This is a genomic window from Terrisporobacter glycolicus ATCC 14880 = DSM 1288 (genome assembly GCF_036812735.1).
In the GTDB taxonomy this organism is placed as follows: Bacteria; Bacillota; Clostridia; order Peptostreptococcales; family Peptostreptococcaceae; genus Terrisporobacter; species Terrisporobacter glycolicus.
In genome coordinates, this window is record NZ_CP117523.1 from 3,674,548 (window position 1) to 3,692,690 (window position 18,143).

Annotated in this window: 23 protein-coding genes; 7 read left to right on the forward strand and 16 right to left on the reverse strand. The window is 27.5% G+C overall.

From position 1 onward, the window contains the following. Window positions 1–121: 121 nt before the first annotated feature. Window positions 122–703, reverse strand: coding sequence for a hypothetical protein (locus tag TEGL_RS17900; protein ID WP_018592127.1), 582 nt, complete (start codon window positions 701–703; stop codon window positions 122–124). Between the two features lie 156 nt (window positions 704–859). On the opposite strand from TEGL_RS17900, the gene TEGL_RS17905 reads away from it, so the two are divergent. Further along, window positions 860–1,171, forward strand: a complete 312-nt coding sequence (locus TEGL_RS17905) for a hypothetical protein (protein ID WP_018592126.1) — start codon at window positions 860–862, stop codon at window positions 1,169–1,171. Between the two features lie 183 nt (window positions 1,172–1,354). Then, window positions 1,355–1,678 (forward strand): DUF1540 domain-containing protein, encoded by a 324-nt coding sequence (locus TEGL_RS17910; protein ID WP_018592125.1) that lies wholly within the window; start codon window positions 1,355–1,357, stop codon window positions 1,676–1,678. Window positions 1,679–1,728: 50 nt separating this feature from the next. On the opposite strand, the gene TEGL_RS17915 is transcribed toward TEGL_RS17910, so the two are convergent. The 6 genes from TEGL_RS17915 to nadE all read right to left on the reverse strand — a co-directional run bounded on the left by TEGL_RS17915 (window position 1,729) and on the right by nadE (window position 5,646). Further along, window positions 1,729–2,199, reverse strand: coding sequence for a hypothetical protein (locus TEGL_RS17915; RefSeq protein WP_018592124.1), 471 nt, complete (start codon window positions 2,197–2,199; stop codon window positions 1,729–1,731). An 84-nt stretch (window positions 2,200–2,283) separates the two neighbouring features. Further along, window positions 2,284–2,694, reverse strand: coding sequence for a hypothetical protein (locus TEGL_RS17920; protein WP_018592123.1), 411 nt, complete (start codon window positions 2,692–2,694; stop codon window positions 2,284–2,286). 284 nt (window positions 2,695–2,978) lie between these two features. Continuing rightward, the gene (locus TEGL_RS17925; RefSeq protein WP_018592122.1) at window positions 2,979–3,167 is read right to left on the reverse strand and encodes an RING finger protein; all 189 of its coding nucleotides are present in this window, start codon (window positions 3,165–3,167) and stop codon (window positions 2,979–2,981) included. A 61-nt stretch (window positions 3,168–3,228) separates the two neighbouring features. Further along, the gene (locus TEGL_RS17930; RefSeq protein ID WP_018592121.1) at window positions 3,229–3,468 is read right to left on the reverse strand and encodes a hypothetical protein; all 240 of its coding nucleotides are present in this window, start codon (window positions 3,466–3,468) and stop codon (window positions 3,229–3,231) included. A 579-nt stretch (window positions 3,469–4,047) separates the two neighbouring features. Beyond that, window positions 4,048–4,764 (reverse strand): YebC/PmpR family DNA-binding transcriptional regulator, encoded by a 717-nt coding sequence (locus TEGL_RS17935; protein ID WP_018592119.1) that lies wholly within the window; start codon window positions 4,762–4,764, stop codon window positions 4,048–4,050. 126 nt (window positions 4,765–4,890) lie between these two features. Continuing rightward, a complete protein-coding gene (gene nadE / locus TEGL_RS17940) occupies window positions 4,891–5,646 on the reverse strand; it encodes an NAD(+) synthase (RefSeq protein WP_018592118.1) in 756 nt (251 codons plus the stop codon). A gap of 159 nt (window positions 5,647–5,805) precedes the next feature. On the opposite strand from nadE, the gene TEGL_RS17945 reads away from it, so the two are divergent. Then, on the forward strand, window positions 5,806–6,174 hold the full coding sequence (locus TEGL_RS17945) for a sulfite exporter TauE/SafE family protein (protein WP_018592117.1): 369 nt from the start codon (window positions 5,806–5,808) through the stop codon (window positions 6,172–6,174). Continuing rightward, window positions 6,174–6,539: a sulfite exporter TauE/SafE family protein gene (locus tag TEGL_RS17950; protein ID WP_018592116.1), complete on the forward strand. Its 366-nt coding sequence runs from the start codon at window positions 6,174–6,176 to the stop codon at window positions 6,537–6,539. The genes TEGL_RS17945 and TEGL_RS17950 overlap by 1 nt, the downstream gene beginning before the upstream one ends. Window positions 6,540–6,579: 40 nt before the next feature. Here the strand turns inward: TEGL_RS17950 and TEGL_RS17955 are convergent, their stop codons facing one another. The 5 genes from TEGL_RS17955 to hflX all read right to left on the reverse strand — a co-directional run bounded on the left by TEGL_RS17955 (window position 6,580) and on the right by hflX (window position 11,360). Further along, window positions 6,580–8,073, reverse strand: a complete 1,494-nt coding sequence (locus TEGL_RS17955) for a tetratricopeptide repeat protein (protein WP_018592115.1) — start codon at window positions 8,071–8,073, stop codon at window positions 6,580–6,582. Between the two features lie 63 nt (window positions 8,074–8,136). Further along, window positions 8,137–8,781 carry a YigZ family protein gene (locus TEGL_RS17960; protein ID WP_018592114.1) on the reverse strand — a complete coding sequence of 215 codons (645 nt, stop codon included), beginning with the start codon at window positions 8,779–8,781 and terminating at the stop codon, window positions 8,137–8,139. Window positions 8,782–8,854: 73 nt separating this feature from the next. After that, window positions 8,855–9,286 carry an NUDIX domain-containing protein gene (locus TEGL_RS17965; protein WP_018592113.1) on the reverse strand — a complete coding sequence of 144 codons (432 nt, stop codon included), beginning with the start codon at window positions 9,284–9,286 and terminating at the stop codon, window positions 8,855–8,857. Window positions 9,287–9,396: 110 nt separating this feature from the next. Continuing rightward, the gene (locus TEGL_RS17970) at window positions 9,397–10,068 is read right to left on the reverse strand and encodes a HEAT repeat domain-containing protein (RefSeq protein ID WP_018592112.1); all 672 of its coding nucleotides are present in this window, start codon (window positions 10,066–10,068) and stop codon (window positions 9,397–9,399) included. A 14-nt stretch (window positions 10,069–10,082) separates the two neighbouring features. Beyond that, window positions 10,083–11,360 (reverse strand): GTPase HflX, encoded by a 1,278-nt coding sequence (hflX, locus tag TEGL_RS17975; RefSeq protein ID WP_018592111.1) that lies wholly within the window; start codon window positions 11,358–11,360, stop codon window positions 10,083–10,085. Window positions 11,361–11,513: 153 nt separating this feature from the next. Between hflX and TEGL_RS17980 the strand changes: the two genes are divergently transcribed. Further along, window positions 11,514–11,777: a cysteine-rich small domain-containing protein gene (locus TEGL_RS17980; RefSeq protein WP_018592110.1), complete on the forward strand. Its 264-nt coding sequence runs from the start codon at window positions 11,514–11,516 to the stop codon at window positions 11,775–11,777. 326 nt (window positions 11,778–12,103) lie between these two features. On the opposite strand, the gene TEGL_RS17985 is transcribed toward TEGL_RS17980, so the two are convergent. From TEGL_RS17985 to TEGL_RS18000, 4 genes are all read right to left on the reverse strand, one after another. After that, window positions 12,104–12,736 carry a TIGR01906 family membrane protein gene (locus tag TEGL_RS17985; protein WP_018592109.1) on the reverse strand — a complete coding sequence of 211 codons (633 nt, stop codon included), beginning with the start codon at window positions 12,734–12,736 and terminating at the stop codon, window positions 12,104–12,106. A gap of 94 nt (window positions 12,737–12,830) precedes the next feature. After that, window positions 12,831–14,387 carry an ABC-F family ATP-binding cassette domain-containing protein gene (locus TEGL_RS17990; protein ID WP_316719570.1) on the reverse strand — a complete coding sequence of 519 codons (1,557 nt, stop codon included), beginning with the start codon at window positions 14,385–14,387 and terminating at the stop codon, window positions 12,831–12,833. A 156-nt stretch (window positions 14,388–14,543) separates the two neighbouring features. Continuing rightward, window positions 14,544–15,281, reverse strand: coding sequence for a zinc dependent phospholipase C family protein (locus TEGL_RS17995; RefSeq protein WP_018592107.1), 738 nt, complete (start codon window positions 15,279–15,281; stop codon window positions 14,544–14,546). 13 nt (window positions 15,282–15,294) lie between these two features. Continuing rightward, on the reverse strand, window positions 15,295–16,098 hold the full coding sequence (locus TEGL_RS18000) for an N-acetylmuramoyl-L-alanine amidase family protein (protein WP_018592106.1): 804 nt from the start codon (window positions 16,096–16,098) through the stop codon (window positions 15,295–15,297). Between the two features lie 159 nt (window positions 16,099–16,257). On the opposite strand from TEGL_RS18000, the gene TEGL_RS18005 reads away from it, so the two are divergent. Further along, window positions 16,258–16,674, forward strand: a complete 417-nt coding sequence (locus tag TEGL_RS18005; RefSeq protein WP_018592105.1) for a hypothetical protein — start codon at window positions 16,258–16,260, stop codon at window positions 16,672–16,674. A 363-nt stretch (window positions 16,675–17,037) separates the two neighbouring features. Continuing rightward, window positions 17,038–17,886 carry a SpoIVB peptidase S55 domain-containing protein gene (locus tag TEGL_RS18010; protein ID WP_242827286.1) on the forward strand — a complete coding sequence of 283 codons (849 nt, stop codon included), beginning with the start codon at window positions 17,038–17,040 and terminating at the stop codon, window positions 17,884–17,886. Window positions 17,887–18,143 lie beyond the last annotated feature (257 nt).

Consider the following 18,143-nt stretch of genomic DNA (forward strand, 5'->3'; position numbering starts at 1 on the left):
ACATTATAAAAATCCATCTTCAATCTAAGTAAAATACATTATTAACTTCTAAAAAATAAAATACCCTTCTATAAAATTTTATATAAGGGTATTTAATATTATTATTAAAATGTATTAATTATTAACTTTCGAAATTTTCCAGTCTTGTATACGCCTCATCCTCACTATTTACTAATATTCCTGATGACAATTCATCTTGTACAGATTTTGGAAGAGAATCTACTGATATGTTTGTTTTTTCTAAATCAGTTTTTGTTCCATCTTTATCATATTTATATACATGTACAAATCCATCTTTTTCTTCAATAGCATATTTATTTGCTTTTGAAGGTTCTTTTGCTTGTGAGTTACATAAAATAATTTCATACTGATTCATACTTGCTATTTCTTTATTTGGGTATTTGTCTTTGAAATAAGATGCTATTTCATCTTTACTTTTATTTAATAAGTCCTTTGGTATAGTTCCTATCATTTTTGGACTCTCATATGTTCCACTACTTGTTATTTGACCTTGTACCCAAATTTCACAATCTGAGTTAAGGTTAAAAACTTCTTTAGATTCTGTTTTTGACTGAAGAGCTTGTCTAGTTTGATGAGTATCTTTAACCTGTACACCTATACCTATTCCACATGATAAAACAATTACTCCTAATAATACTAACATTGGTACTTTCCAAGAAAATTCTTTTTTCTTTTCGAACATAAAATAACCTCCTTACTTACGTTATTTTCTATGATATATTTCCTTCATATTTTAGAAAAAAATAGTAACTTTTATTAAAGTATTTTTGTCTCATTTGCCTAGTTTTATACATATTATAAAGTAATATTTTATTTTCAATACATGGAGGTGATTTTATTGAGTGAAAATATTAAAAATTTGGTTGATAGATTAGACTTTATAGAGTTTAAACAAAATATAATTTTTTTAAAACCCCCTCAACATAGTACACAACTTTTCTATGAGCTTACATTAGAAGACTTTTTAAAAATTAGAGATTTTACTAAAGGATATTCTTTAAAAATAGAAAATGAAGAATTTGTTTCTTTAAGTGATTTTGAAAAAAAATTAATTGATATTTGGCAACCGGCAAAGTCTTATCCTTTATCAGCTTCTTTAATTGCTCGAATATTAATGGAAAAAAACTTATATGTTAGATTAATATCTTAAATATTTCACTTAATTTTATAAATATAATTTTTAAAGCCATCTCTTAATTTAAGTCTTGGCTTTTATTTTCATAAATTAAAAAAGTATACAATGTAAATTATTCAAATTTAATTTTTTACCCTCATATTTTTTGTAAATTTAGTCCATACTAATTATTGATTAATTAAAAAGGAGGTTTTTATTATGGCATTAGTAGGTTGTAATGTTAATAATTGCGCATACAATACCAACGGTACTTGTTACGCAAATAAAATATCCGTAAATGGCAAAAAAGCAAGAACTAGTAATAACACTTGCTGTAGTTCTTTTGTAAACGAATCTGGTTATAGTGATTTTAGTAATAGCGCCTTAGACAATACTCAATGTAGTTCTGTAAATTGTACTGTAAAAACATGTGTAAATAATGCAGGTGTGATTTGCGCATTAAGAGATGTGGCTATAACATCTAATGCAGATAGCGCAACTGCTTTATCACAAACATATTGTGGAAGCTTCAGATGTAAGTAATTACAATAATCTTTACATAAAAAAAGATTGGAACCTAAGTTCCAATCTTTTTAATCTTCCAACAAATCTTTGTACAAGTCTTTGTCTTCTCTATTTAAATACACATATCTAGTAACTATTTTTTCTTCATCGTCATATTTATCTAATACTTTTATAGCATGATCATCTGTTGCTACACTAACGATTTCGCTTTCATGTTCATCAAACATATTATTGATAACCTGCCTAAGTTCTCTCATACTTCCATCAAATAATTCTACAGAGTCTATACTTATATACTGATCTTTTATACCACCTTCAAATGTAGTCATTAAAAAATATACTTTTTTGCAGTGATTACAAGATGCTATTATCTTTTCTTCTCTTAATATGTTCGCTCCTGCCATGCCTTCTTCTGGCCTAATTCTAAGCTCCGATTCATTAACTTCTTTAAATAAAACTTTTAACATTTCTTCTTCATGGCCATCACATATTTTCCTTTTTAAATCTGCATGTGTTAAATACTTTGTAACAGTAACCATATTTATTATCTCCTATACTTTTATTCAGAAAAATAAAGGCATTAAGCCTTTATTAATAATTTTATCTACATATACAAGGCATTACTACTTTTCCATAAATACATAATCTGATACTTTTAAATCTCCTTCTCTGTCATCTTTGATAAGCTTTGTTAAAAAATTTTCTGATTTTATTATTGATACAGAGTCATAAGAATTATAGTTTTTCGTTATATTTTCTTTTATTAGAGGATATTTTTCTTCTATTAAGCTTACTTTTCCTACTTCATAGGTATCTTCATTTATATCTGATAAATGTTTTAAATTAAATCTATATGTACTTCCACATTTAGAACAAACAGCTATAATATCACTGTTAATTTCTTTAGTAGATTCCTTTTTATTTTCAATCATATTGGAATGGCAATATAATATTCTATATTTTTTACATTCTGAACATTTACATATCTTCTTATCTAAATCATTATTATAAATATATTTTGGTGTGTATAACATTTGTTTTACCCCTTTCTATTTCTATGATTTTGTTTTTATTCTAAACCTATGTATATGTAGCTTCTTATCGATGTAAAAAATTCACCTTTTCTGAGCGACATATCTTCACTACTACTTCAGATAAATCTGTTACTCAAAATTTAATTTTTATGTCATTTCCTCTTTATACTATTGTATCATCATATTTTATAGTTTCAGGAATATTTTGTAATTTTTTTATTGTTTTTATTCACAAAAAAAGCTAGATATTTTCCATATCTAACTTTTATATTATAAATTTATTACTATTTACTTTTATCATTACCAACTTCCTCTTTTTTAATTTTATTATGACAATATATACATTCTTCCTTTACTTCTTGCCAACATATCTTATGATAAATATTATTACAGTTTTCACATACAGTTAAATCTTCTTCACTCATTATTTTTCCACCGCAAACACAGCATCGATTATTTAGAACTTCTTTCATATAATCCCACCTTTCCTAATTAAATTATAATATTATTATTAAATATATATTAATATTTCTTTTATTTTAAACATAAAAATATATCTAAATATATTTTATCTAAATCACATAACTTATAGTTTTCTTTGGATGCTACTTTTGCTACTTCACTTTTATCTAAGGCTAACTTATCAAATACTTCTAGCTCTACTGATAAACTACTTTTAAGTCCAATTGAGCTATAATTTTTTTCGCCAATATCCAGATAAAACCCCATTATTGGTGCCATAAAACTTATTGTAATTAAAACTATGTTGACCAATTTTATCTAAATCAGATATAAGTTCTGCGTATTCTCCATCCTCTATGCATTCTACATGTTCTATATATTCATTTATATTTATATATTTCTACTTATATCTTTTAATATATCCTTAATAATATCTTCCTTGCCTTCTATATTAATTTTATCATTTTCCGACTCTTTCATTTTTTCTTCTACTATGCATTTTAGAAATACTTTTTCATTATTAAGTTCCTTTATTTTATAAATTGTAATATCTAGTTTTATAATAGTTTTATATACTTTAACTGTTAAATATTATTTTCATCATCTTGTCTCTCTAAATTAGAATTTCTTTTTAAAATAATCAATCCCTCACTTTCATAAAAATTAATAGTATCTTCTGACTAACTCCACATCCCTAATTTCCATATTCTCCCTCCTTAAACGTTTTGTTGGATACATTTGTAAAAATATATTTTTTCTATTAAAATATCAGCTATTTTATAAACTTCAATTACATAAATAAAAATACCTCCAATTAATCAATATAGATTTCTCTATAAATCATAATTAGAGGTATTTGTATTAACACTCTAAAAGTTTTTCATTAAAATATTATGCTTGTTCCCAGTTATGGAATACATTTTGTACATCGTCATCATCTTCAAGTAAGTCTATTAATTTTTCCATAGATTTAACTTGACCTTCTTCTGATAATACAGTTGTAGTTTGAGGCACTAATTTTACATCAGCAGATACGAATTCATATCCTTTTTCTACTAGTGCATCTTTAACCATATTGAAGTCTTCTGGAGTTGTTACAACTTCGAATCCGTCTTCTTCTGTTATTATATCATCTGCCCCAGCTTCTAAAGCATCATCCATAAGTTGATCTTCAGACACACCTTCAGCAGCTATTAATATTTGTCCTTTTCTATCGAACATAAATCCAACACAACCAGTAGTTCCTAAGTTACCACCATTTTTATCAAAGTAGTATCTCATATTACCAGCAGTTCTGTTTTTATTATCTGTTAATGTTTCAACTATAACAGCTACTCCACCTGGTCCATATCCTTCGTAAGTGTTTTTGAAGTAGTCTTCACCTGCACCAGCTCCAGCACCTTTTGCTATAGCTCTACTTATATTATCATTTGGCATATTATCAGCTTTAGCTTTATCTATAGCTGTTTTTAAAGCTGCATTGTATTCTGGATCTCCTCCACCTTCTTTAGCTGCAACAGCTATAGCTCTTGCATGCTTAGTGAATATTGCTCCTCTTTTTGCATCTTGTTTACCTTTTCTATTGATAATGTTACCTATACGACCCATAGTTCCACTCCTTATTTCTTATGTGTTTGCCACATTAAAATTAAATCTTATTAACACCGTAAATTTTAACATAAAAAATCAAATTAGTAAATGTGTGTAATTATTATTGAGATTTTTATATTAAATTTAATCAAATATTGGTGGCTTAGGAGCGACTTGTCTCTTATGCTCACTTATTCTATGAAGTCTATCTATTATTTCTAGGTCCTTCTGAGGAACCTCATCCCTTTTTCCTTCAACTACCTTGTCTATCATATTATAAGTTGTCCCCATTTCATTTTCATCAGTTTGGCCTTCCCATAAACCTGCTGATGGAGCTTTGTTTATTACATCTTCGTGTATTCCAAGCTCTTTTGCCCATTCATAAACTTCAGCTTTTGTTAAGTTTGCAAGAGGTACTAAATCTACTCCACCATCTCCGTATTTAGTAAAGTAACCAGTATGAACCTCTGCTGCATTATCTGTTCCCACAACTAAATATCCTAAATCATTTGCAACAGTGTATAATGTGCACATTCTAACTCTAGCTCTTAAGTTTGAATCTGCTGTTCTTTCTCCATCTGGATTAAATAAGTTTTTTTCTTTTAATGCATTTAAGGCCACGTTTCTAATTGTCATTTGTGGTTCTGTTAAATCAATATCTATATAATCAATTCCACATCCGTTAATTACTTTAAGTGCATCTTCTCTATCTTTTGGATTGCTATTTATGCTCATTATAACACCTATAGAGTTATCCGGACATGCTCTTTTTATAAGGTTTGCAACCACTGCTGAATCTATTCCTCCTGAAACTCCAACTACTAATCCTTTGCAGTTAGCTTCCTTTACCTTTTCTCTTAGCCATTCAACAGTTTTTTTAATTTTTTCACTTCTGTTCATAATTTTGCCCCTTTCACTAAACATTTTTAAGTCTATTATAGCATACATCCTTATTATGTTTTGTATACATTATATTAAATAATCTTTTAACAGAATTTCATTATTTATTAAATAAAATTCCTGTTTTGGTTAAAACTAATTCAAGGTAGGTGAATTTTTATGAAAAAACAATCCACTCCTTTTAATATTAAAAATTCTGTAATAGGTTTATTTACTGGATTTATCAATGGTGTTTTTGGTTCTGGTGGTGGAACCTTATTAGTTCCCATACTAAATAATATTTTAAAGGTAGAAGAACATAAATCCCACTCTACTGCTCTTGCAGTAATCATATTTTTATCTACAACTAGTTCAGTTATATACATATCAAAAGGTACCTTCGATATAAATTTAACTGTACAAGCAGCTATAGGTAGTATAATTGGTGGGATTATTGGTGCAAAACTTTTAAATAAATTAAATGGGAAATTTTTAAGAATTGGATTTGGAGTAGTAATGATAATTGCAGCATGTAGGATGGTGTTTTAATGCTTGTTGGTATAATTGGATTTTTCGCTGGAATTATTGGTGGAATGGGAATGGGCGGTGGAACCATACTAATTCCTGCCTTGGTCTTATTTTCAAATATAGACCCTAAGTTAGCACAAAGTATAAACTTAATTTCTTCCATACCAATGACTATTGCAGCATTAATTATCCATATAAAAAATAAAAATGTAGAATATGAGTTAGTACTTCCCATAGCCATATTCGGTATGGCAGCTGCCATAGGTGGCTCTTTATTAGCCGAATATCTAAACTCAGAAATACTACGAAAAGCATTTGGAGTATTTTTATTTTTCATAGGACTATATGAAATAAAAAAAGGTATTTATGATAACAATAATAAATAAAAAGGTACTATATCTTTTACAAGATTTAGTACCTAGAATTTTATTTTAAGTTTTCTTCTAGTTGAGATACCATAGAAAAATCTTTTATTGCTTCATCATAATTTCCCATATTACAATATGCATCTCCTCTATTTTGATATGCTTTTAAATCATCCGGGTCTATTTCAATGGATTTTGTAAAATCTGCTATAGCATTATCATATTGTCTCAGTTCGTAATATGCTAAACCTCTGTAGTAATAGGATATGGAACTTTGGAGCAAACTTAATGAAGAAGTGAAGTCATCTATAGCTTCTTCATATTCTTCCAGCTCTAAATTTATCATACCTCTTACATCATATATCCTAAACTCTTCAGAATTATACGTTAAGGCAGTAGTTAGATCTTTTTTCGCCCCTTCCAAGTCCCTTATTAATGATTTCGAAGTACCTCTATTATAATAAATATTTTCATCTTTATAGTCTAATTCAATAGCTTTTGTAAAATCTTTTATCGCTTCTTCATGTCTATCTAAATTATCTAAAGCAATGGCTCTTTTATAATAAGCCTTTGCATTATTATCATTTAAATATAACACTTCGTTAAGATCTTTTATAGCTTCTTTATAATTATCTATTTTCAAATTCACTAAAGCTCTACCATAGTAGGCTTGCTCATATCCACTATTCATTTCTAAAGCCGTATTAAAATATTCTAGAGCTTCATAATACTCTTCTAATAAATAGTACGAAAAACCTGCATAATAATATACATCTGCAAAGTCTTGATTAATATCAATAGCTTTTTTATAGTCTTTTAGTGCTTCTTCATGTTTTTCTAAAAGTGAATAAGCAATTCCTCGATTATAATATAGTCTATCATCAAATTTTTCTAACTCTATGGCTTTTGTAAAATCTGATATAGCATCATCATATCTAGTTATCCTGCTATAGTTTCTTCCTCTGTTATAATATGCACTAATATCATTTTTATCTAAGTGTAAAGCTTTTGTATAACAGTCTATGGCCTTTATATATTTTTTTAATTTAGAATAACAAACACCCATATTATAATGAACTACTTCATAATCTTCGTCAATCTCTATAGCCTTTTTATAATTTTGTAAGGCTTCATAATAATAGCCTTGCCTAGATAAACAAACTCCTTTACATCTATATGCTTCCTTATACTTTTTATCGAGCTGAATAGTTTTATCAAAATCTTTTATTGCTTCTTCATACCTTTCAAACTCTATATACAAGTTTCCCCTAAAATAATATCCTACAGGTTCACCTTTATATGCTTCAATGATTTTATTGGCATAGTAGATTTTTTCATTAATCTCACTTTCTATATTTATATGATTTAAAATATCTTGAATAAGTAATTTTTTCTCTAAGTGACTTACTTTTGCATTTAATTCTTTTATCTTATTTTCTTTACTTTTCTCAGTAGAATGCTTATTACATCTTCTTCTATTAATTCTTGTGACTATCATTATGATAAAATACATTAATAAATTACATAAAATAATTAATACTATATTTTTTAACATAGCTACCCCCAGTAATGTATTTTTTCATTTTAAATTAGCTTATTTCCTTTTTTATAAACTAATTTATAATATTAATTCACCATCCTTTTCTGATAAATAGTATTCATCTCCTAAACTTACGTCTGCTGTTGCGCTTGTTATATCAATCATTCTCTCCCTTAATGATTCTACATCTTCAACTTTTGAATATACTATTATTTCCACATCTTCTGAATATATAGTATCCTTAACTGTAAAGCCAAGATTCATTATTTCATTTTGTATTTTACCAAGTTGTGTGTATTCAATTTTAATCTTTACTTCAGTATATTTAACTTTTTCAATTACAATTCCTGCTTCTATACCTATTTTTGCACCTTTAGTATAAGCACGAACTAATCCCCCTGCACCTAATTTTATACCCCCAAAATATCTTGTTACAACAACTACCACATCTCTCAAATCTTCCTTTTTTATTACTTCTAGAGTAGGGATACCAGCTGTTCCTTGAGGTTCGCCGTCATCACTATATCTTTGTATGTTCATATTTTCCCCAACAGTATAAGCCCATACGTTATGAGTTGCATCCTTGTGTTTTTTCTTTATTTCATTAACAAACTCTATAGCTTCCTCTTCTGTATTTATGGGTTTTGCATATCCTATAAATGTTGATTTTTCAACTATATATTCATCTGATCCAAACTTATGTAATGTTTTATAACTACTCATCAATTCCTCCTGTATTATAAAAAAGAAAGGGATTTACCCTTTCTTGAATTTGCTTATTTAATTATATTATATTTTACTTTGCAATTTCTGTATTACTTTTCTTTTCTTCTTTGTATTTTTTATATGAAACATCAACTAACGCTTTTTCTTTGTTATGAGATAACATATCCATGGCATCTTTGATTTTGAAGAAACCACCATCTAAAAAATCTTCTCTTATTATGTATTCTGGGTTTTCAGCTTCCATTACATACCAAACTATGGCATTACAAACTTGTTGTTTTCTACTTCTTGAGTAAAATTCATACATAGTATCTCCTGCTACTACTAATGGACAAGCATCTACTCCTGTCTCGTTCTTTACTCTACTTACAGCACTATCTGCTGCCAACTGACCTTCAATAACTTTTCCTTTTGGCAATGTCCATTCATGTCTATCATTTTTTAATAAAAGTACTTTATTTGCGTAAAAAACAACTCCACCTGCACAACGTCTTACTATCATTTTAAAACCCCTCCTATTAACCTTTGAATTATTTTTCATTACATTTTGTTAAATTGCGGAGATAAATCTCTGATAACAATTAATTATTAAGTTGTCTGTTGCTGATACTGCTAAAAACTTTCTTCCTCAAGAGCTTTAATTGCTTCTTCATAAGCTCTTAATACATATTCTTTTTCATAATTACTTTTCAATAATAGTTTTCTTAAAATTTGTAAACTATTATTGTTGCCAACTACAGATAAAGCTTTTGCACAATACTGTCTAGTCTGTGGATTAGAATCGTATAATCCCTTTTCTAAGCATGATCTACTTTTAGGCGACTGGATTTTTCTAATAGCTGAGTATGTAATTCTTCTAACATCTGAATGTCTATGCATTGTTAGAGAGTGTAATAAATCTAAATATTTTTCCTCTTTTAATTCCCCAGTAGTCCATATTAAAATTATTAGATCTTCAGCATTTTTTTCTAGCCTGATCCTTTTATAAAGCTCTCTTTTGAACTTTAATATCCTGTCTTCATCTAAACCTAATTCGTCAATAAAATCAAGTCTCTCAGATTTTTCTAGCTCCAAATACTTATCTAATATGTCTTTAGAGCTTTCAATTTTATTCTTAGACATTGACTTTATCTCTAGTTTTGCCTTAATTAGTTGATCCTTTACTTCAATTGTAGATATGTTTCTAATTTTACTTATTTGTGGTACTGTCTTGGACTCCTTATAAAGAAGATAGGTAATGAAGTGATCTTCAAGTTGGTCAAAATTACTCCAATTTATATCCATTTTATTACCCAAAATTATTTTATATAGTCCTTATATATATTATAATCTTCTTCATCTAAATTTACATCAACAGAAATACCATTTTCTTCATAATTAAAATCATTAACATTGTATTTGTCTTTTAATTTGCTAAATATATCTCCTCTTTCATAAGGAAGTAAAAGGCTTACTTCATGAGTATCTTCCATTAAGGCTTCTTCAATTAGTTTTAATAACTTATCCATATTTATTCCTTTTTTTGCAGAAATATATACTTTATCTTTTTGATTTTTTGGATAAATATCAAGTTCTAGCTTATCAACTTTGTTATATACTATAATTGTTTTCTTCTCGCCAACTTCTAAATCTTTTAAAACAGATTCTGTTGTTTGCTTTTGAAGTTCATAACTACTATTAGTTGCATCGATAACATGAAGTATTAAATCTGCATATTGAACCTCTTCAAGCGTAGCTTTGAAAGCATTTACCAAGTCATGTGGAAGTTTGCTTACAAATCCAACTGTATCTACAACTAAAAAATCTCTTTTATTAGGTAAAGTTGCTTTTCTTAAAGTTACATCTAGTGTAGCAAACAGCATATTTTTTACAAATACTTCTTTTTCCTCTTCATAATCTTTGTGTGTTTTTATTAATTCGTTTAATAAAGTTGATTTTCCTGCATTTGTATATCCAACTAATGCAACTATTGGCATATTTGATTTCATTCTTTGAACTCTTTGAGTTTCTCTGTTTTTTGATACTTCTTTTAATTCTCTTCTTATATCTGCTATTTTATTTAGTATAATCCTTTTGTCTATTTCTAATTTTTGTTCTCCTGGTCCTCTTGTTCCAATCCCTGCACCAGTTCTACTCATTTCTCCACCCATACCATACAGTCTTGGCATTCTATATCTAAGCTGGGCAAGTTCAACTTGTAGCTTCCCTTCTTTACTTAGGGCTCTTTGAGCAAATATATCTAATATAAGTGTAGTCCTATCTATAACTTTTCTGCCTATAGCTTCTTCTAAGTTTCTTATATGAGCTCCCGATAATTCGTCGTTGAAAATTACCATAGTAGCATCCGTAGCTTCACAGTATGCTCTAAGTTCTTCTACCTTACCTTTTCCAACATAGTACGCTGCATCAATAGATGGTCTATTTTGAATTAAGCTTCCAACAACCTCTGCTCCAGCAGCCTTAGTTAATTCTTTTAACTCTTCCATTGATTCGTTTATATCTATGTCATCTATTCTTTTCACATTTGTTGTTATATTAAGTCCTATAAGTAAGGCTCTTTCTTGTTGTTTTTCCATTTTTACACCTCTTTATCTTAATGTATGTATATGTTTAAAATCATTTTCTTTGCTATATTTTTTGTAATTAAATAAATAATAATTTTTTATAATTATACCATTAAAGTTAATATTTAGTATAATTAAATTATTAATAATAGGAGGTTTTATCTTATGAGTGAAAATTATAAATTCTTTAATCATAAAGAATGTGAATACTTTCCTTGTCATAAAACAAATGACCCTGACAATTTTAATTGTCTATTTTGTTATTGTCCCCTTTATGCTCTAAAAGATAAGTGTGGAGGCAATTTCAGATACACTGATAGCGGTATTAAAGATTGTTCTAAATGTACTCTTCCTCATAGAAGAGATAATTATGATTATATTATTGGAAAATTTCAAGATATTATTAATATAACTAGAAAAGATGATTAACAAAAAAGGAGATATCACTATCTCCTTTTTTGTTTTTAAATAATTTACTTATTTTTTGATTTTTTTATTGCATTAAATATATTGTTATAAAATTGATTGTTATATTTAGACGATATATGTAGTCCATCTCCGTTATGATTTATTAAATAGCCACTATTGTCCACAAATTCTGATGTTGCATCTATGAATTTAGTATTTGAAACTGTTTTACAGTGAGATTTTATAACGCTATTTTAGCTAATAAACCATGCGTACCAATAAAATCCATCATTAAAATATATTAATTTATATAATAAAAACGAACTCAATATGATATGAGCTCGCTTTTATTTATATCTTTTATTTAATATTCTATAAGATATTTGTAGCAAAATACTTATCATAAGTATTATTGCTAAAATAAATACTCCTATATGAAAAAACACATCTTGTGGCAACATATTAATTACTGGGTCTATGCTCGGATCAAAAATCCAATAATCATTTGAAAATACTGCCTCATGAAATTTTATAAAGAAATAATTAAAATTAATCATAAGCGGAATAGCTGTAATTATGGGTAGTAATATGGTCATTATAGATGCAGTATTTAAAAATTTTATATTTTTATTTTTAATACTTAAAATAATGCCCAAAACAGAAATTAGGCCACTTATATAAAACACATTTTTAACTATCTGAAAGATATTCCTTACTTCTTCAAAATGAATTTTTCCTTCTTTAGAATATTTGATTGTAGGCAAATGAAATTCTTCCACATTTTTATTTAGATTATAATCAATTAAATAATCATAGTTTTGCTTAATCTCTTCTTCAGTAAATCCACTCATTTCACTTATGTTTAATTTTTTCACATCATAATAATATAAACTCTTGCACCTTAAACCTAATATAACTGAACCACTAATTATAAAAATAGCCAGTGAAAATGAAATTAAGATATTTAATAATCTTTTCATTTATACTCCCCTTGAAATAAATTTTGTATTTCCCTTTATATTTTTTAAGCAACGATATATAAATATACCATTGCTCATATTTTTAAAATTAAATTTATACTATTTTAGTTGTGAAATCTTCTATATTCCACACATCATCTACTATATCACTGTAGAATTCAGGTTCATGACAAACTAATAAAACAGTTCCTTTGAACTCTTTTATTGCTTTCTTTAGTTCATCCTTAGCTTCTACGTCTAAGTGGTTAGTAGGTTCGTCAAGTACTAAGAAGTTTATATCTTTAAGCATTAACTTACAAAGTCTAACCTTAGCCGCTTCTCCCCCGCTAAGAACTCTAACTTGAGAAGTTATGTGCTCATTTGAAAGACCGCACTTAGCTAGTGCTTGTCTTACTTCATAGTTTGTTAATACTGGATATTCATTCCATACATCATCTAAAGCAGTATTGTAGTTGTCCTTTGAAGACTCTTGCTCGAAATATCCTACTTCTAAATAATCACCTAACTGTACTGAACCATCAAATGCTTTTTGCATTCCAAGTAAAGTTCTAAGTAATGTAGATTTACCTATACCATTCATCCCTTTAAGAGCTATTTTTTGCCCTCTTTCTAATTGGAAGTTTAATGGTTTAGTTAAAGGATCATTATAACCTAATACTAAGTTGTCTGTTTGGAATATAAATCTAGAAGCTGCTCTAGCATTTCTAAAGTTAAATGTTGGTTTTATTTTCTCTTTTGGTCTTTCTAAAACTTCCATTTTATCTAGAACTTTCTGTCTTGAGTTAGCCATCCCACGAGTAGCAACTCTTGCTTTATTTCTTTGAACGAAATCTTCAAGCTTTCTTCTTTCTTCAACTTGTCTTTCATAAGCACTTTCTTCTTGTTTTTTCTTAATTTCATTAAGTCTTACAAACTCATCGTAGTTACCTTTGTATCTAGTAAGCTCACCATTTTCTATATGATAAATTACGTTACAAGTATCATTTATAAATGGAACATCATGTGATACCAAAATAAAACTGTTTTCGTATTCTTGAAGATATCTAGTAAGCCATACTATATGTTCCTCATCTAAGTGGTTAGTAGGCTCATCAAGTATAAGTATTGTTGGACTTTCTAAAAGTAATTTAGTTAAAAGTACTTTTGTTCTTTGTCCTCCACTTAAATCATCAACATCTCTATCTAGTCCCACTTCTCCAAGACCTAATCCGTTAGCTACTTCTTGGATTTTTGCATCTATTGTATAGAATCCACTATTTTCTAATATTGTTTGGATTTCAGCAGTTTCCTCAAGAAGTTTAGTCATCTCCTCGTCACTTGCTTCACCCATTTTGTCATACATAGCAAGCATTTCTTGCTCTAATTCAAACATGTGCTTAAAGGCACCTCTAAGAATATCTTTTATTGTATTTCCTTTTTCAAGAACTGAATGCTGATCTAAGTAACCAACAGTTGCTCTTGAAGACCATTTTATATTTCCTGCATCTGGCATAAGTTTTTTTGTTATTATATTTAAAAAACTAGATTTACCTTCTCCATTTGCACCAACAAGTGCTATATGTTCACCTTTTTTAAGTCTAAAAGATACATTTTCTAGTATAACTCTAGCCCCGAATCCATGACTGACATTTTCTACTACAAGCATTTTCACACCTCTTCATAAATTTTTTGTCTATAATATCTATACTATTATATTTCATTTTAATAAAAATGTATATTTATTATTTTTACCTTTTTCAATAAGTACACTATGTTTATATAAATAAAAAGAGTTACCTTAATTTTTTAAGTTAACCCTTTTTATTTATTAATTATATTTATTTACTTTTTCTTTTTTTCTTATCATATCTAAATCATCATAGAACATTAGCATACATCCAGCTGTACTTCTTTGGGCAAGATTTAATGCATTAAAAGCTACTAGATAAAACTTAGTTTTATCTTCATGTACATTTTTGTACATATAGTCAAAGTTCAAAGCACTTCTAGAGTTAGACTCTACATATTCGCTTATATTATTATAAACTAAAGGACCTTCCTTAGTTTTAAAACGTTTTACTTTTCTATAATTTAATTTTACGTAATTCTCAAATTGTTTATGACTATCTAGTAGTTTTCTTTTAGCATGTTGAGGTATGGTTACATCTTGAATTACATGGCACATAGCTCCAAAATAAGCCATTCCGTTTTCATAATCATCTTTATTAATAAAGTGTAATGCATTTTTGTAATAAGTATTTGCCAATGTCATGGCATTTGTAGTATGTCCATACATTCCTCTTTTGTCTTCTGGATTATAAAAATGGAAATATGACTTAAAATCTTGATCCGCCCATACTAATCCTTTATTTATATATGACTCAAAATTATTATAAAATTGAAACTGTTTTTCATAACCTTCTTCTCTTAGTACATCTATTGCACTTTTTTGAATAAATAAATGTACTTCGCAGTTTGTATCTATTATTTTCTTTTTAATAGGATTCACTACTCTAAAAGTTTGAGATATTATCCTACCACAAGCCTTTTCTAAACGATTTTTCATTTATATCACCACTTTAATTAGTCTGAAAATACTCTTCTACTCCGTCAGCAATACTTTGCATCATTTTTCTTTGATAATCTTTATTAGACATCATTTCATCTTCATTATAATTACTCATAAACCCCATTTCTACTAATACTACTGGTACCTTGGACCAATTGAAACCCGTTAAATCATCTCTCTCAAAGATTCCATTAACTTTGAATCCTCCATCGTCCATTTTATTTTTTATTAAATTTGCACATTCGTAGCTAGCCTCGAAGATTGATGATGTATATTTGCCTTTCTGTGATGGAATTAAAATAGATGCACCTGTTATTGATGTATCGTCAGAACCATCAGCGTGGATTCTAATCACCATATTTGCATTATGATCGTTAGCAAATGTAGCTCTCTCTCGATTACTTATATTTACATTGTGACTTTCTCTGGTCATAATAATGTCAAAACCTTTACTTATTAATATATGTTTTAAAACTTCAGATGCCTCTAAATTCAAAATATATTCTGGTTTTTTTGTACTTATCCCAACTGTACCAGAAGAAACCCTAGCTTTTTGGTATGATGAGCCTGGACCAACAGGTTCACTTTTCCAATCACCCTTAGCTTGGTGACCTGGGTCTATACAAATTAAATATTTCTCAACTTTTTCTTTTTTCTTTGCATTTTTAGTTGAGTCTTTATCTTTGTCATCTATTTTTAGTCCTGTAATTATAGATGCACTATTTTTATATAAGTTTTTCATTGGGTCTGACTTTCCTATAAAAATTATTCCTAAAACCATGATCATAATGAGAAATACTTTATAAACTTTCATAAGCCTTCCTTTCTTTTTCTATAATATTTAATATAAGTTATTATTTCCACTTTCCATTGGCTTATTTATCTTCATAGTTTTTTATTTTCTATTTTTAACATATATATTTATATATCTAGATTGGAGGTGATTATAAGTCTCTATTTAGAGATTAAATAAATGAGTGAGTCTAAAAGTAAGTCAAATAAAAAAAGAAAACCTAAAAAAAGAAGTAGCTGTAAAAAAGAAAATACTAATAACTTAAATAATAAAAACTCTTCTAATAATGATCCAAATAGTCAGACTAATAACAAACAAAATACAAACTCTAAACTTTGTTGTTTTAGCTCTGTAGATTATATTGTCCTAGCCTCAACTCTTGCCATTGCTTTGGGAGAAGAATTGTCTTCAACAGATTTAGGAATATTATCTACTTTTTTTGCTGTTTTATCTGATGAATTAGCTTTAATACAAAGCGTAAACAATTGTAATAGCAATACTAATAACCCAATCTTTGTTCCTCCTGTTGCTGATGTTGCAGTAACTTCGTCACAGAATAAGAATAATAATAAAAAAAATATCAAAAAAAAGAAATAAAAACATATTTTACAATAAATTACATGTTTTTATTTCTTTTATTTTTTTGTCCTTTAAATTTAGCCATTTTAAATTATCCTTTGTTTTTTTATGAAATCTTCGCCCTTCTTGAAACTCATTTCCAAGGATTAAAACTTTTATAATGCGTAACATAATATTAAAGCACCAACATGAACACATGACAGAAAGAAGGTGTTTTATATTTTAAATAAAAATTTAAAAGATGAAGTTGCTTTAAAAAAGATAAAAAATAAAATTAATGGTTTAGTTTTAATATTTTTTTATGTTTTTCTATATTTTTTCTCAAATAATTTTATTTATTCACAATCCTTAGAAAAAAGCGATTGTGAGTACTTAATACCAATGGGAAATATATTGCAAATTGATGCTCAATTAAAAAATATCATTGTCAGAAATGAAGTTAATGGGTGTTCTTTAAAAATGGGTGATTCTATTCTAAAGGTAGAGAATAATGATATTACTTCTTACGAAGATTTTAATTACGTTATGTCTTCCTTAAGCAAAACTGATGATATATCAGTTTTAATAAGAAGAGAAAATTCAGTTTTTTGTTTAAAATGTGATAAAAATGCCTTAGAAAAAATCAATTTTAATAACTTAATATCAGGTTTTGCTACTTTGACTTATATAAATCCTGAAACAAAGGAATTTGGTGCTGTAGCCCACTCTATTAACATTGGAACTACTAAAAAAATTCCTATTAAAAAGGGTTGTATTTCTTTTACAGATAATTTAAATATAAAAAAATCTTATAAAGGTAATGTTGGTTGTATAAATGCTACAAAAAATAATCTAGTTGGTGAATTTGACGATAATACTACTTTTGGTATTAAAGGTTCCGTTGATAATATTAATTTATCTAACTGCAAAAAATATAAAGTTGCTGAAGTAGATGAAGTTAAATTAGGTAAAGCACAAATTATCTTACAAAATAAAAATAACACTTGTAAGAAATACAATATTGAAATAGTTAATATTGAAAAGCAAAGAAAACCTGATTCTAAAGGAATTAAGATTAAAATTACTGATCCTCAGCTTTTAAATGAAACTGGTGGTATTGTACAAGGAATGAGTGGAACTCCAATAGTACAAGGTAATAAAATTGTTGGTGCTGTATCACATGCTTTAGAAAACAATCCTACTGTAGGATATGGTGTTTATATTAAATGGATGTTAGAAGAATCTAATTAAAAGAACTGCTTAAAAGCAGTTCTTTTTTTTATTTTTTTATATGTTTTTAAATATCTAAGAAATAGTTAATACTAACAATATAAACTAAAATATAAATAAATATTTTTTAATTATTTTGTGAAAATATAAATATTAACATAATTTAATGTTATACTTAAAATCGAATATTTTTACTAATTATTGTATAAAATTAATAATTTTACTTTATTATTTGTATATTATAAATGTATAATTATATTGTATCTTTTACTTAAACT

Coding starts and splice junctions, on each gene's coding strand:
- TEGL_RS17900 (WP_018592127.1), bottom strand. CDS start 703: ATGTTCGAAAAGAAAAAAGAATTTTCTTGGAAAGTACCAATGTTAGTA.
- TEGL_RS17910 (WP_018592125.1), top strand. CDS start 1,355: ATGGCATTAGTAGGTTGTAATGTTAATAATTGCGCATACAATACCAAC.
- TEGL_RS17915 (WP_018592124.1), bottom strand. CDS start 2,199: ATGGTTACTGTTACAAAGTATTTAACACATGCAGATTTAAAAAGGAAA.
- TEGL_RS17920 (WP_018592123.1), bottom strand. CDS start 2,694: ATGTTATACACACCAAAATATATTTATAATAATGATTTAGATAAGAAG.
- TEGL_RS17925 (WP_018592122.1), bottom strand. CDS start 3,167: ATGAAAGAAGTTCTAAATAATCGATGCTGTGTTTGCGGTGGAAAAATA.
- TEGL_RS17935 (WP_018592119.1), bottom strand. CDS start 4,764: ATGGGTCGTATAGGTAACATTATCAATAGAAAAGGTAAACAAGATGCA.
- nadE (WP_018592118.1), bottom strand. CDS start 5,646: ATGAACAGAAGTGAAAAAATTAAAAAAACTGTTGAATGGCTAAGAGAA.
- TEGL_RS17945 (WP_018592117.1), top strand. CDS start 5,806: ATGAAAAAACAATCCACTCCTTTTAATATTAAAAATTCTGTAATAGGT.
- TEGL_RS17950 (WP_018592116.1), top strand. CDS start 6,174: ATGCTTGTTGGTATAATTGGATTTTTCGCTGGAATTATTGGTGGAATG.
- TEGL_RS17955 (WP_018592115.1), bottom strand. CDS start 8,073: ATGTTAAAAAATATAGTATTAATTATTTTATGTAATTTATTAATGTAT.
- TEGL_RS17960 (WP_018592114.1), bottom strand. CDS start 8,781: ATGAGTAGTTATAAAACATTACATAAGTTTGGATCAGATGAATATATA.
- TEGL_RS17965 (WP_018592113.1), bottom strand. CDS start 9,286: ATGATAGTAAGACGTTGTGCAGGTGGAGTTGTTTTTTACGCAAATAAA.
- TEGL_RS17970 (WP_018592112.1), bottom strand. CDS start 10,068: ATGGATATAAATTGGAGTAATTTTGACCAACTTGAAGATCACTTCATT.
- hflX (WP_018592111.1), bottom strand. CDS start 11,360: ATGGAAAAACAACAAGAAAGAGCCTTACTTATAGGACTTAATATAACA.
- TEGL_RS17980 (WP_018592110.1), top strand. CDS start 11,514: ATGAGTGAAAATTATAAATTCTTTAATCATAAAGAATGTGAATACTTT.
- TEGL_RS17985 (WP_018592109.1), bottom strand. CDS start 12,736: ATGAAAAGATTATTAAATATCTTAATTTCATTTTCACTGGCTATTTTT.
- TEGL_RS17995 (WP_018592107.1), bottom strand. CDS start 15,281: ATGAAAAATCGTTTAGAAAAGGCTTGTGGTAGGATAATATCTCAAACT.
- TEGL_RS18000 (WP_018592106.1), bottom strand. CDS start 16,098: ATGAAAGTTTATAAAGTATTTCTCATTATGATCATGGTTTTAGGAATA.
- TEGL_RS18005 (WP_018592105.1), top strand. CDS start 16,258: ATGAGTGAGTCTAAAAGTAAGTCAAATAAAAAAAGAAAACCTAAAAAA.
- TEGL_RS18010 (WP_242827286.1), top strand. CDS start 17,038: ATGGGAAATATATTGCAAATTGATGCTCAATTAAAAAATATCATTGTC.